This is a genomic window from Hyphomicrobium denitrificans ATCC 51888, assembly GCF_000143145.1.
Lineage (GTDB): Bacteria > Pseudomonadota > Alphaproteobacteria > Rhizobiales > Hyphomicrobiaceae > Hyphomicrobium_B > Hyphomicrobium_B denitrificans.
On sequence record NC_014313.1, the window covers coordinates 2,991,154 to 3,004,247 of the forward strand.

A 13,094-nucleotide genomic window follows, 5' to 3' on the forward strand; every position below is an offset into this window, starting at 1 on the left:
CGTCGTCACCTCGATCCCTGGCTGATCATAGCGCTGGTGGTGGCCGGATTGAACAACGCGGCAACGCGGGTGGCCTGGGCCGCGGACTTCCTGCCCGAGCCGATCACCGCGACCGAAGCGGACTCGCTTCGCAGGCTGCCGGCGAAATCCCTGATACGATCCCGGTCGACGGCCTCGACTTCGTCGATCAACTCCGACATCGCGACGAAGCGATCCTGCGCCAGAAGTTGCCGCGCCATCTGTTCCGCGTTGACCGAAGAGCTTTCGAGCGCCATCAGCAGGCCTGCCTTCAACTGCGCCTTGGCACGCAGCAACTCGGCATCGGTCGGGCCAGCATCCGCAAGCGATGCAAACTCGCCAGCCACAACGGCCGCGAGTTCGTCAACCATCTCAGGTCCCGTTGCTGCGTGAACGGCCAGCATTCCGGTGTCTTTAACTCCCCAAACCGTCGAATAGATCGAATAGCAGAGGCCTCGATCTTCGCGGACTTCCTGAAACAGACGAGAGGACATCCCGCCACCGAGCAGACCGGAAAAGACCTGAGCGGTGTAGAATGCAGGTTCCAGGCACGACGGCGACGGCAGGCCGATCAGAACGTGGCTCTGTTCGAACGGCTTGGCCGAGGCTGTCGATCCGCCCCGATAGCGCGCTAGCGATTCGGTTCCACGACGGCGTTGAGTGAGCCCCCCGAATAGGGCTTCAACGTGGCGGACGATCTCGTCGTGGTGGACAGCACCTGCGGCAGAAACCACAATCGCTTCAGGGAGATAATGCTCGTCGAGATAGCCGCTCAAGTCAGCGGCGCGAAATCTGCCGACGCTGGCCTTCGTTCCGAGGATCGGGCGACCGATCGCCTGCTCGGGGAATGCCACGCTTTGCATCAGGTCGAAGATAATATCGTCGGGGCTGTCGTCGGTGGAGGCGATTTCCTGCTGGATGACGACGCGCTCGCGGTCGAGGTCTTCGGGCGCGAACTTCGAGTTGAGCAGGATGTCGGCGATCAGTTCGAGTGCGACGCCTTCGTCACCCTTCAATACGCGCGCATAGTACGCGGTCGTATCAAGGCCCGTCGCCGCGTTGAGATCTCCGCCGACGCTTTCGATCGTCTCGGCGATCATGCGGGCGGACCGCGACTTCGTCCCCTTGAACGCCATGTGCTCGAGAAAATGCGAGAGGCCGTGCTGGTCGTCACGCTCGTGACGCGAGCCGACCGCCACCCAGACGCCGAGCGACACCGTTTCAAGATTGGGCATCCGGTGGGTCGCGACGCGGACGCCGTTCGAAAGTGTCGTCAGCTCGGTGGTCATTGAGGGGTTCCGGCCGCCACGCGGCAATGCTTCAAGACGAACTTCTGCACCGACGAGAGACTGTTCGGCAGCGTATCGAATTTCTCTGCATCGGTCATGAGATGCGCTTGATGCGCGGGCAAAGCCGGGCGCGCACCGGTAATGGCTTCGATTGCGTCCGGAAACTTCGCAGGGTGCGCCGTCGAGAGAATGACGGTGTTCCCCGCCGGAGCGACACGCTCGGCGGCTACGAACGCGCACGCCGTGTGCGGATCGAGAACATAGCCATATGCGGTTTTCGTGCGGCGGATCGCATCCGCGACGTCGGCTTCCGATGCCGAGACAGCGGCGAAATCCTGCTTCAAGCGCGAGCCTGTGCGGCCAAGCTCGAAACTCCCGGTGGCGATCAGCGATGTCATCGAGCTGCGGACAAAATCGGCGTCACGATCCGACGCCTCGAACAGATAGCGCTCGAAATTCGACGAGATCTGAATGTCCATCGAGGGCGACGACGTGGCGATGACGTCCTTCATCGCATAGACGCCCGTCGCGACGGCGCGCGGCAGGATATCGTTTTCGTTCGAGGCGATGATGAGCTTGTCGATCGGGAGACCCAGGCGCTTTGCGACGTAGCTCGCAAAAATGTCGCCGAAGTTTCCGGTCGGTACGGAAAACGATAACGGCTCGGTGGTTCCGATGCGCGACGCCGCCCAGAAATAGTAAGTGACCTGCGCGACGATGCGGGCCCAGTTGATCGAATTGACGCCGGACAGCTCGACGCGATCCCGAAACGCGTGATCGTTGAACATCGCTTTGACGAGCGCCTGACAGTCGTCGAACGTGCCTTCGATCGCGACGGCATGGACGTTCGGTTCCGTCGGCGTCGTCATCATGCGGCGTTGAACGTCGGACACGCGGCCTTTGGGAAACAGGATCACGACGTCGACGCGCTTCGACGAGCGGAAGGCTTCGATGGCCGCGCCGCCGGTATCGCCCGACGTCGCGCCGACGATGGTGGCGCGAGCGCCGCGCTTCTCGAGCACGTGATCCATCAGCCGCGCCAGGAGTTGCATCGCAACGTCTTTGAAGGCGAGCGTCGGGCCGTGGAACAATTCGAGGATGGTCAGGCCGGGTTTGATTTCGACGAGCGGCGTCACCTCGGACGTATCGAAGGTCGCGTAGGCTTCCGACGCCATGCGGCGCAGTTCATCGCGCGAGATCTCGTCGCCGGTAAAAGGATGGATGACCTCGACAGCGATTTCGACGAACGGCTTGTCGCGAAACGACGCGATCGTGTCAGGCGTCAGCGTCGGCCAGACTTCGGGGACGTACAGACCGCCGTCGCGCGCCAATCCGGCAAGCAGGACATCTTCGAACCCGAGCGCTTCCGCCCCGCCCCGAGTAGAAATGTATTTCAATGATGCGATCTCACAGTCGACGTGTTGAGGAGCCGTGCCAAGGTAGTGGTCTCAATGGTGCGGAACAAGGCGTGAGCCGGCCCGGCACCCGGATTCCCGGTCATTAAGATTGTCGGGGACCGTTTTCCAGCTCTTTCAGCCGCTGGCGGGCATAGACCGCGAAGATGCAGAGCAGCGTCAAGGCGAGGCCGTACCACGTCACCACATATTGCAAATGTGAATTGGGGATAACGACCATCGTCGTCCCGCCCTTCGGCCAGCCGCCGGGGTTTTCCGGCAGGGGGTCGGTATCGATCGAGAACGGCGCGTAGGCCTGCTGGTTTTCGACCGAGAACAGAAGTGGCGAGGGTCGGCCCTCAGCGCCCCATCGCATGGCATCAACGTCGCGCCAGAACCATTGGTTCGTGGCGTAATTGTTGTCGGGCGTGAACCAGCCCTTGTGCTCGGGCAGGCGGACGAGGCCCGTGATCGTCACCGGACCCTGAAGCTGACCCTCGGCCCGCTTCGAAGGGTCCTTGAGCGTATCTGGGACCCAGCCGCGATTGACGAAGACGGGCGGCAGACCGCCCTCCGGCTTCAGCGGCGTGTAAACGTGCCAGCCCTGACTTTCAGCTTCCGGCGCGTAGAGATGGCGTTCCTGGCTGTGATCGAACGTTCCGGTGACGCGGACGTGCAGGTACTCGACGTCGCCATCTTTGACATATTTGGCGAGGGCGGCGGGATAGGAGATCGGCTCCGCTGTCCGACGGGCGTCGATCTTCGCGATCAGGTCTTCCTTCCACGCCTTACGATGCCATTGCCAGTTGCCGAGCCCGATCAGCACGGGCAGCAGAGCGAGCGTCAGAAGCGACGGCAGAATGAGACCAGCAGCACGCCAGCGCGCAAACATCTTCACTCCTTGGCGATGCGACCTTCCTCGGCCTTGTTGCTAAACTGCAGGGCGATCAGGGTCGCCTTCAGGAAGCGCAGCAGGAAGACAGCGAAGATCGGCGTCAGGATACCCCACAGAATAATGTGCATCCACCAGGGAACGCCGAATTTGAACTCGGCGATCAGCGCTCCGCCGACGCAGAGAAATCCCAGTATGAAAATTCCGAAGACCGCCGGGCCATCACCGGTGTCGACGAATTTATAGTCGAGTCCGCACGCGTCGCACTTGTCGCGCATGGCGAGCGGGTTGAGCGGACCGGCGAACAACGGCGCCTTGCCACAGCGCGGGCATGCGCATTTCAGCCCTGAGACGAACGGGGACGGAGATGTGCTTGAGCTCGACACCAAGGACCTCGATGTTTCTTCCGCAGCAAGCTCAGAGAGCCTGCGAGTTCATTTTGACAAACCGCCGCAAGATACGAGACGCGGGGCCCGAAATGCGAGAGGCGGCTCTAGGGCCGCCTCTTACAATATTATTTTCTGTGGGGCCGAGTTAGTGGCCTCCCGCTACGGTCGGACCCGCGCCCCAGACATAGATGCAGGCGAACAGGAACAGCCAGACAACGTCGACGAAGTGCCAGTACCAGGCAGCGGCTTCAAAACCGAAGTGCTGCTTCGGCGTGAAGGCGCCTCTGATCGCGCGGACCAGGCAGACGAACAGGAATATCGTGCCGATGATCACGTGCGCGCCGTGGAAGCCGGTCGCCATGAAGAACGTCGAACCGTAGTTGTGGCCGGCGAAGCTGAAGCCGGCGTGGCTGTATTCGATCGCCTGGCAGATCGTGAAGGTGATGCCCAGCAGCACCGTCAGAAGCAGACCGATCACCAGACCGCGACGGTCGTTCTTCAGCAGCGAGTGATGCGCCCACGTCACCGTGCAGCCCGACGTCAACAGAATGAGGGTGTTGACCAGCGGCAGGCCCCAGGGATCGAACGTGTGCTTGAAATAACCCGGAATCGCCGCAGCCGTCTCCGCCGGTACCGGCGGCCATTTTCCGCCGAAGACCTGATCGCGCGTGGTCAGTCCGACGAGCTGGCCGGCATTGTTCATCAGTTCGTGGACGCCAGCCGGGAAAAGCGCGCTGTCGAAGTAGGCCCAGAACCAGGCGACGAAGAACATGGCCTCCGACGCGATGAACATGAGCATGCCGTAGCGCAGGTGAAGCTGCACGACCGGCGTCTGATAGCCTTCGTTGGCTTCGCGGATGATGTCGACCCACCAGGCCCATGCGGTCGCGACGAGCGCCGCGAAGCCGATCGCGAACAGATACCAGCCTTTGATTCCGAGCACGCCTTCGCCGTCGACATGCGTACGCATCCAGGCGATGCCGCCGATGGCGGTGATCAGCGCTGCAACGGACGCGAGGAGCGGCCAAGGACTGGGATTCACCAGATGATAGTCGTGATGTTTCACATGCGTGTCTGCCATTTCGGTCTCCGTCGTCCCCGTTCGTGCTCCCGGATCAAATCTTGAACTTGCTGGGCTCGCGCCCAAGAGATCAATTTTCGATCGCGCTTCTTTTGCTATTTCGGTTCGTTCTCAGTCGTGTTGCTTCTGCTTTTTTTAACCGCCCGATTTTGCAGGCTTGGCCGTCATGTCGGCCGTCGCGTGCTCGACGGGATAGAAAATGTAAGACAAGGTCACTTCCGACAAAATTTTGGTGTCGCTGTCATCGACCATTTTCGGATCGATGTAGAAGGTCACCGGCATTTCGACGGTCTCGTGCGGCTTCAAGGTCTGCTCGGTGAAGCAGAAGCACGCGATCTTGTTGAAGTAGATGCCCATGACCTCAGGCGTGACGTTGAACGCCGCCTTGCCGGTCACCGGCTTGTCCGAAAGGTTTGTGACCCGGAAATAGGCCATCGAGGTCTCACCGAGCTTGACGTCCATCTTGTTGACTTCAGGCTCGAACTTCCAGGCGAGGTGCGGGGCGATATTGCTGTCGAAGCGCACCGTCATCGTCCGATCGAGGATCTTGTCGCTGTGTGCCTCGGCGCGCTGCGTGGTGCCGCCGTAACCCGTCAGGCTGCAGAACATGCGATAGAGTGTCGGCGAATAGGCCGTTATTCCGCCCATGACGGCGAGCGCGGCAAGGCAGCCGAGAACAACCGTGCGGTTGCTTTTCGAGCCTTTGCTGGAGATTTCGCTGCCGGGCTGCACGTCTGGGCTTTCTCGCATTAGAGCATGCCGTTCGCGGCATTGCTGCCGAGGCGGATGAAGGTTGCGATGTAGAATGCGAGGACCATGAAGCCCAACGTCAGGCCAATCGCAATCGACCGGCGCCGGCGAATTTTTTCCGCCGCAGGATCGAGTTTGCCATTGTTGGGATTGTCGCTCATCAGATCAGGTCTCAAGCCATCAAGCGGTGGAACAGAGCTTCAACGAACAGCGTCGCGAACAGCGCATAGAGATAAAGGATCGAGAACAGGAACAGCCGGCGCGCCGCGGTGTCGGCTTCGCGGCCTTCGCGCGTGACGTAGACGCGAAACGCCAGCGCGAGGAACACCACGCCCAGCACGACCGACACCCCGAGGTACGCCAAGCCGCCCAGTCCGACAAAATAGGGAACGACGGCAAGCGGAACGAGCAGGATCGAGTAGATCAGAATCTGGCGACGGGTTGCATCGGGGCCAGCGACGACGGGGAGCATCGGCACGCCGACACGTTCGTAGTCGCGGCAGCGGTACAGCGCCAAAGCCCAGAAGTGCGGCGGAGTCCACATGAAGATGATGAGGAAGAGCAGAAGGCTCGGAAGTCCGATGCCACCGGTCACAACCGCCCAGCCGATCATCGGAGGGAAGGCGCCCGCGGCGCCGCCGATCACGATGTTCTGCGGCGTGCGGCGCTTCAACCACATCGTATAGACGAAGATGTAATAGGCGATCGTCAGGGCGAGCAGAGCGCCGGCTGTCCAGTTGACGAGCACGCCGAGCGTCACGACCGAACCGACCGACAGCACGCCACCGAAGCTCAGCGCTTCATCGGCCGTCACGCGACCGCGCGGCAGCGGACGCGCTGCTGTGCGCGCCATGCGGGCGTCGATGTCCGCGTCGTACCACATATTGAGTGCACCGGAGGCGCCTGCGCCGACGGCGATGCAGATGATGCCGATCATCCCGAGGACAGGATTGATGTGTCCCGGCGCGGCCAACATCGCGGCCAACGCCGTGAAGACCACGAGCGCCATGACGCGCGGTTTCATCAGCTGGATGAAATCGCCGACACTCGGCTCCATAACCAGATCGGCCTGACCAATTTCGCTTTGAATGCTCATCGCCGGTGCGTCGCCTGCGTCAACCGTTTATCTCGGGTTTGCGAGAGCGGCGGGTTTGCTGATTGCTTACCCGCCGCTCGATGCCTTTGCCTGCAACCGATCAGTGATGATCCGTTGCTGCAATCCGCGGCAGCGTCTCATACGAGTGGAATGCCGGCGGCGAGGGCAGGGTCCATTCGAGCGTCGTTGCGCCGATACCCCACGGGTTGCTCGCAGCCTTCTCCTTACGGATGAAGTACGCGTAGAACATCGAGACCAGGAACACGACCAGACCAGCGGTCGTGAGGTAGGAGCCGTACGACGAGATACGGTTCCAGAACGCGAACGCTTCGGGATAGTCAGCGTAGTGGCGCGGCATGCCCGACAGACCGAGGAAGTGCTGCGGGAAGAAGAGCACGTTGGCGCCGATGAAGGTCATCCAGAAGTGCACTTTGCCCCAGAACTCGCTATACATGTAGCCCGACATTTTCGGGAACCAGTAGTACCAGCCGGCAAAGATCGAGAAGACCGCGCCGAGCGACAGCACGTAATGGAAGTGGGCCACGACGTAGTAGGTGTTGTGGATCGAGCGGTCGATGCCGGCGTTGGCGCACATCACGCCCGTCACACCGCCAACGGTGAACAGGAAGATGAAGCCCAGCGCCCAGATCATCGGCACCTTGAACTGGATCGAACCACCCCACATCGTCGCGATCCACGAGAAGATCTTCACGCCCGTCGGAACGGCGATGACCATGGTCGCGAACATGAAGTAGGCCTGCGTGTCGACGCTGAGACCCGCGGTGTACATGTGGTGCGCCCACACGACGAAGCCGACGAGACCGATGGCGACCATCGCGTACGCCATGCCGAGGTAACCGAAGATCGGCTTGCGCGAGAACGTCGAGACGATGTGGCTGATCATGCCGAAGCCCGGCAGGATGAGAATGTAGACTTCAGGGTGACCAAAGAACCAGAACAAGTGCGCGTAGAGCAGCGGGTCGCCGCCGCCTGCGGGATCATAGAACGTGGTGCCGAAGTTACGATCGGTCAGCAGCATCGTGATCGCGCCAGCGAGAACCGGCAGCGACAGAAGAAGCAGGAAGGCGGTGACGAGAACCGACCAGGCAAAGAGCGGCATCTTGTGCAGCGTCATGCCGGGTGCGCGCATGTTGAAGATCGTGGTGATGAAGTTGATGGCGCCGAGAATCGAGGACGCGCCGGCGACGTGCAGGAACAGGATCGCGAAGTCGACAGACGCGCCAGGATGGCCGATCTTGGACGACAGCGGCGCGACGAGAATCCAGCCCGTACCAACACCGTCAGCATCCGCCGTTCCGGGAACGAAGAGCGAGATCAGCAGCAGGATCATCGCAACCGGCAGAAGCCAGAACGAGATGTTGTTCATGCGCGGGAAGGCCATGTCCGGCGCGCCGATCATCAGCGGCACGAACCAGTTGCCGAAGCCGCCCATCATGGCCGGCATGACCATGAGGAACACCATGAACAGGCCGTGGCCCGTGACCAGGACGTTATAGGTGCCGGGATTGGCGAAGTACTGAAGGCCGGGCTCCTGAAGTTCCAGGCGCATCATCACCGACAGGATGGTGCCGATGATGCCCGCGAGGATCGCGAACAGGAAATACATCGTGCCGATGTCTTTGTGGTTCGTCGAACAGAACCAACGCCGGAAAAATCCTGGAGCGTGATCGTGACTGTCTCCAGCTGCGTGTGCTGTGCTTCCCATAATTCCTAGAGCCCTTGTCCCGGAAGTTTCTTCGAGAGTGTGTTTCAGCGCGTTAAGCGGTGGGCGAGACGCCCACCGTTAGCAAGACATCGTTTACTGAGCAGCCGCGACGGACTGATTGGCGTGAGCCGCAGCATCGTCGTTCAAGATCTGCTGGGCCTTCTTCCTGTCCTTCGCCTTCAGCGCGGCCATCCAGGAGTCGTAAACCGGCTGATCAACGACGCGGACGACGATCGGCATTGCCGAGTGCAGCTTGCCGCAAAGAACCGAGCACTGGCCGGTGAACGTGCCGAGCTTCGTCGCCTTGAACCAAACGGCAGACGTGCGGCCCGGAACAGCCTGCATTTTCACGCCGAACGACGGGATCGTCCAGGAGTGGATGACGTCGGCGGACGTGACCAGCATGGTCACAACCTTGTTCACCGGAACCGCGATTTCCTGGTCGACGGCCAGACGGCGAAGCTTGTGATCCTCGGCCCAGATCGGAGCGGAATCCTTATATTGCGCTTCCGTCAGAGCGGTGCCTTCGAGCGCGCCGTACTTCTGGTCATAAGCTTCGTCACCGAGCTTGGCGCGCAGGACGTCTTCGTCATTGACCATGTTGGACGTGATCGTGACCTTGTCGTCCACATACTCATGTTCCCAGAACCAAGCGTTGCCGACCGCCTTGATCGTCACATCGGGCTTGGGGAAGGAGTACTGATTGAAGAGCAGGTGGAAGGAGGGAATGGCGATCCCGACAAGAACGAGGATCGGGACGATCGTCCAGGCAACCTCAAGCATCGTATTGTGGGTCGTGCGCGAAGGGACCGGGTTGCGCTTCTCGCTGAAGCGGAACATCACCCAGAGCATCAAAACGAGAACGAACAGGGTGATGACGATGATGATGGTGTTCACGACATGGAAGAGAGAGGAAATCTGATCCATGATGGGGCTGGCGGAGGCCTGAAGGCCGAGCTCACCGCTTGTCGGCTGGCCTAGGCCGGCGAAGGCCGCGTCCGTACCACCAAAAGCTAGCGTCATGCAGGCGATCGCCAGAACGGCGATCATGCCGAACATCCTCTTAGACATTCCTTCGCTCCCAATATGTCGGACCGGCAATGGCCTTAGGACCGACAATCTCCCATTTTCCGATATGCCGCCGCGGCGTACCGTCCCCGCTGATTTTTGCCCGGCTTTTTTCTGACCGGGAACGCCTTCGTCCAAGCGCCGAACCGTCGTTCATCTGCTAAGGCAGGTTGATACAGAGCACAAGCGCTACGATTGACTCAAGTCAAGTCTATGCGTCATTTGTTCGCGAAAAAACCGCCTGTACGGCGGCCGAATCATCTTAGCGAAATCTGAGGATTTGTTCGCCGGGAGGAACAGAATTCGGCCGAAATCCTGGTCGACGAAGCGGCCTCTCGTTCGAACATTCGGGCTCCGTCCGGTGGGCAACCCCCGCCATACCAGGGAAATGCTCTTGTCAATTCTCAAGCGACGCCATCTCGGCCGCGTCTCGAATCCGCATCGCGGACGAGCCGGAACGCGGATCTTGCGCCGGCTCTTGTCCGCCGCCGTTCTTGGGATCGTCCTCGCGATCGCGCAGGCCGTGCCGTCGCCTCTTCAGTCAAATTCCGCGTTCGCCGTCGAGACCCCGGAAGGATCGGTCAAGTCGCAGCACGGCGACTGGCAGGTCGTCTGCAAAGATCCTCCGGCCGGATCGAAGAACCCTGTCTGCGCGCTCGTCCAAAGCGTCACCGCCGAGGACAAGAACAATATCGGGCTCACCGTCTACTTCCAGAAGTTTTCAAACGGCACGCGCGTGCTTCGGGTCTTTGCGCCGTTGGGCGTCCTGTTGCCGCCAGGCATTGGGCTGAAGATCGACGACAAAGACGTTGGACATGCGCCGTTCCTGCGCTGTCATAGTTTTGCTTGCTATGCCCAGGTCGTCGTCGACGACCCGCTCATCGAGCGCCTGAAGACAGGCAAAACGGCAATTTTCATCATCTTCCAGACGGAAGAGGCCGGCATCGGCATTCCGATTTCGCTCAAGGGTTTCGGCGAGGCGATGGGCGAGCTGAAATAAAACGCTCCGCTACGGCGACGCGCTGAACGCGTCGTCTTCATTGGCGGCTTTAGGTAGGCGCCGAGAAGGGTCAGGCGACCCTGCGCTGCTCGTAGCTTTCGGTTGGCGCTTGCTCATGATCCAGAAGGATCAGCGTATCGCGGGAGCGCTTGACGGGAGTTGGCAACACGATCGGTGCAACGGATTGGGTCGCGGTGCTGGCAACCGCGAACATGCGCGGAGCGGCGTCGGTGCAGTTTCCGATCATGGTCTGCCAAAGCTCGGCACTGAGTTTCGCTGCATCCGCAGGCGAAGATGCCCGAAACATCTGATGGGTCCAGCGAAGAACCGCCTGCGCCTGTCGAGCCTGAAGCCCCGCCAGTTCAAGCTGGCTGCCGCCGATGGCTTTCAGATATGGCTGCCAAAAAAAGGACGTCGTATCGATGGTGTCGAATAGAGTTTGGTAAAACGAAAAGTACGGTGAAGTATTCCTTGGAGCCTGCTCCGCAAAACCTGCCATTGCGTCCTCCCAGACACAAACAACTTTACAGAATACTGATAGACGGCGCGTGTCTCGATCCGTTTCATTCCGCGAGGCTTGAGGCGCGTAATCTTTGAGTATCACGCCTCTACGACGATAGCATTTCACAGCTACGTGCTTCGCATGTCCGCGAGCGGCCGTCCTTGATCTGCATCTGGGGTGTCTTGACGGCAAAGCAATGGCGCACCGTCGAAGAACACAAAATCCTCCCGATCCATAAGAATTCGCGCGGACATACTTTGTTCACGTTGACGATTTGATCCGCCTACGACGCATATAGTCACGTTGTTGAATAGAATTTTGTTTCGCATTTTGAGTTGTGCAAATGCGTCCGCGTTCGGGGGGTCGAGAACGATGGCGTCGAGTCGTGATCGTGGGCGCGAGCGCCACGACATACCTCCTCTTTTGTCCCGCAAATTCAGCGCTCTCGCAGCCGATCGATCCTCCGCCTGAGGGCGCGCAAGTCGCGTACGGATGGCGGGAAGTCTGGACGGGCGTCGACGCCGCGCGGGATCAATGGCTGGTCTATTCCGGGATGACGGTCGCTCCTTGGAGCCGGGACATTTACAGCGACGGGTTGCGCCTGCGCTTCGGCGGGGGGTACGGGCAGTACGGCTATGATATCGATCCGTCACGCCACGATGCTTGCGAAAAAATCGTTGCCGGAGCTTGCGATGATCCGGGTGGAGGCAAGAAGCATTACAAAGTCGGACAAACCTACGCCGAACTGCTGATCGGCTACCATCTGCGCCTCGGCGCTCTGACCGCGAAAGCGTTCGCAGGAGCATCCATGTCGCGTCAGAAGCATATTACCGACGTTCCGAAGACCGCAGACGATCACGACAATGGCGACGGAACGTACGTCGGCGCCAAGGCCGCGCTGGAACTTTGGCTGGATATCAGTCCCAAAGCATGGACTTCGCTCGATGCCAGCTACACGACGGCGCGCGATGAAACGTCGTTACGCTGGCGTGCCGGCTGGCGGGTTACTCCGCAGATCTCGGTCGGCCCAGAACTCCGGTATGATAAAAACAGGGAGACCGACGACGGTTTTTGGGACGACAAAGAAAGCCGGTATGTTCGATACGACTGGGATGGCCGGGCAGGCCTTTTCGGCCGGTACGAATGGCAGGGTGGAGAACTGTCGCTCGCGGGAGGGTTCGCAAGCCCTGTCGAAAACTGGACAGCGAAGGATAGATCAATTTACGGCACCCTGAACGTGCTATTGCAATTCTAGCGAAGCAGAGCGGGACTTGGAGAGCGATGACGAAGCCGATCACGATCGCAGCACTGCTTCTCGCCACCGCGTCAGCTCAGTTTCTTATCTCGAGTCCCGTCAAGGCCGGGGCGTGCTCGCAAACCTCGGTCATGGCGCGGGGCGAGGAATCTCGCTTCGTTTGGATGGCCAAGGTCAAAGCCCGGGCGCTGTGGCGGCAGAAGGTCCGCGCTTTTCCGGGTCTCGGCCCCAATTATGCGAACTGGGCGCGCGCGCAGAACACGGAAGAGCGCTGCCTTACGGGCGGTGCGGGCACCGTCTGTATCTTCACCGGCACGCCCTGCCTGCCGTGACCATTGCGGGCACGTATCCCCTCAGCACCGCATCCACCAGAATCGCCATGGCTATCGGCGTGAAACGCAATTTTGAGTGGCATTAGCAACTGCCGGGCGATAGCTGTTTTCTTGAGCATTCGAACGTGCGGAAGCCCGCAAATTCGCGGGCCCCACGCCCGAACGCGCAGAGAAGGAGCGGTAGGCTGCGGGACCTGTCGCTCCTCTTTGTACAGAGGCACGCTGCCTCGCTTTCGTTCGAACTAACCCATACATATCATATGGTTACGCTGACCTGGCGTTTGTCTCCGTTAGGGTCGCGA

14 protein-coding genes are annotated in these 13,094 nt (G+C 60.4%); 3 read left to right on the forward strand and 11 right to left on the reverse strand.

Features of this window, described 5'->3' with window-relative positions; genetic code table 11:
* Positions 1-5: 5 nt before the first annotated feature.
* From HDEN_RS14340 to coxB, 10 genes are all read right to left on the reverse strand, one after another.
* Entirely contained in the window at positions 6-1,307 is a 1,302-nt protein-coding gene (locus tag HDEN_RS14340) for a M16 family metallopeptidase (protein ID WP_013216854.1), read from the reverse strand.
* Complete coding sequence (thrC, locus tag HDEN_RS14345) at positions 1,304-2,704, reverse strand: threonine synthase (RefSeq protein WP_013216855.1); 1,401 nt, start codon at positions 2,702-2,704, stop codon at positions 1,304-1,306. Before thrC ends, HDEN_RS14340 begins: the two co-directional genes overlap by 4 nt.
* A 103-nt stretch (positions 2,705-2,807) precedes the next feature.
* On the reverse strand, positions 2,808-3,593 hold the full coding sequence (locus HDEN_RS14350) for an SURF1 family protein (RefSeq protein WP_013216856.1): 786 nt from the start codon (positions 3,591-3,593) through the stop codon (positions 2,808-2,810).
* Between the two features lie 2 nt (positions 3,594-3,595).
* The gene (locus HDEN_RS14355) at positions 3,596-3,901 is read right to left on the reverse strand and encodes a DUF983 domain-containing protein (protein WP_041921674.1); all 306 of its coding nucleotides are present in this window, start codon (positions 3,899-3,901) and stop codon (positions 3,596-3,598) included.
* Positions 3,902-4,127: 226 nt separating this feature from the next.
* Complete coding sequence (locus HDEN_RS14360; RefSeq protein ID WP_013216858.1) at positions 4,128-5,063, reverse strand: cytochrome c oxidase subunit 3; 936 nt, start codon at positions 5,061-5,063, stop codon at positions 4,128-4,130.
* Between the two features lie 135 nt (positions 5,064-5,198).
* Positions 5,199-5,813, reverse strand: coding sequence for a cytochrome c oxidase assembly protein (locus tag HDEN_RS14365; protein ID WP_013216859.1), 615 nt, complete (start codon positions 5,811-5,813; stop codon positions 5,199-5,201).
* A complete protein-coding gene (locus HDEN_RS14370) occupies positions 5,813-5,974 on the reverse strand; it encodes a hypothetical protein (protein ID WP_013216860.1) in 162 nt (53 codons plus the stop codon). Before HDEN_RS14370 ends, HDEN_RS14365 begins: the two co-directional genes overlap by 1 nt.
* An 11-nt stretch (positions 5,975-5,985) precedes the next feature.
* Positions 5,986-6,909 (reverse strand): heme o synthase, encoded by a 924-nt coding sequence (locus tag HDEN_RS14375; protein ID WP_013216861.1) that lies wholly within the window; start codon positions 6,907-6,909, stop codon positions 5,986-5,988.
* Positions 6,910-7,009: 100 nt separating this feature from the next.
* Complete coding sequence (gene ctaD, locus HDEN_RS14380) at positions 7,010-8,635, reverse strand: cytochrome c oxidase subunit I (RefSeq protein WP_013216862.1); 1,626 nt, start codon at positions 8,633-8,635, stop codon at positions 7,010-7,012.
* A gap of 93 nt (positions 8,636-8,728) precedes the next feature.
* Complete coding sequence (gene coxB, locus HDEN_RS14385; RefSeq protein WP_013216863.1) at positions 8,729-9,706, reverse strand: cytochrome c oxidase subunit II; 978 nt, start codon at positions 9,704-9,706, stop codon at positions 8,729-8,731.
* Between the two features lie 385 nt (positions 9,707-10,091).
* Here coxB and HDEN_RS14390 point away from each other — a divergent pair, with 385 nt between their 5' ends.
* Positions 10,092-10,703 carry an invasion associated locus B family protein gene (locus HDEN_RS14390; RefSeq protein WP_013216864.1) on the forward strand — a complete coding sequence of 204 codons (612 nt, stop codon included), beginning with the start codon at positions 10,092-10,094 and terminating at the stop codon, positions 10,701-10,703.
* A gap of 70 nt (positions 10,704-10,773) precedes the next feature.
* Here HDEN_RS14390 and HDEN_RS14395 read toward each other — a convergent pair whose 3' ends face one another.
* A complete protein-coding gene (locus HDEN_RS14395; RefSeq protein ID WP_013216865.1) occupies positions 10,774-11,202 on the reverse strand; it encodes a hypothetical protein in 429 nt (142 codons plus the stop codon).
* A gap of 394 nt (positions 11,203-11,596) precedes the next feature.
* Here HDEN_RS14395 and bcsS point away from each other — a divergent pair, with 394 nt between their 5' ends.
* Positions 11,597-12,460, forward strand: a complete 864-nt coding sequence (bcsS, locus tag HDEN_RS14400; RefSeq protein ID WP_245256654.1) for a cellulose biosynthesis protein BcsS — start codon at positions 11,597-11,599, stop codon at positions 12,458-12,460.
* A 26-nt stretch (positions 12,461-12,486) separates the two neighbouring features.
* Positions 12,487-12,792 (forward strand): hypothetical protein, encoded by a 306-nt coding sequence (locus HDEN_RS14405; protein WP_013216867.1) that lies wholly within the window; start codon positions 12,487-12,489, stop codon positions 12,790-12,792.
* Positions 12,793-13,094: the final 302 nt, after the last annotated feature.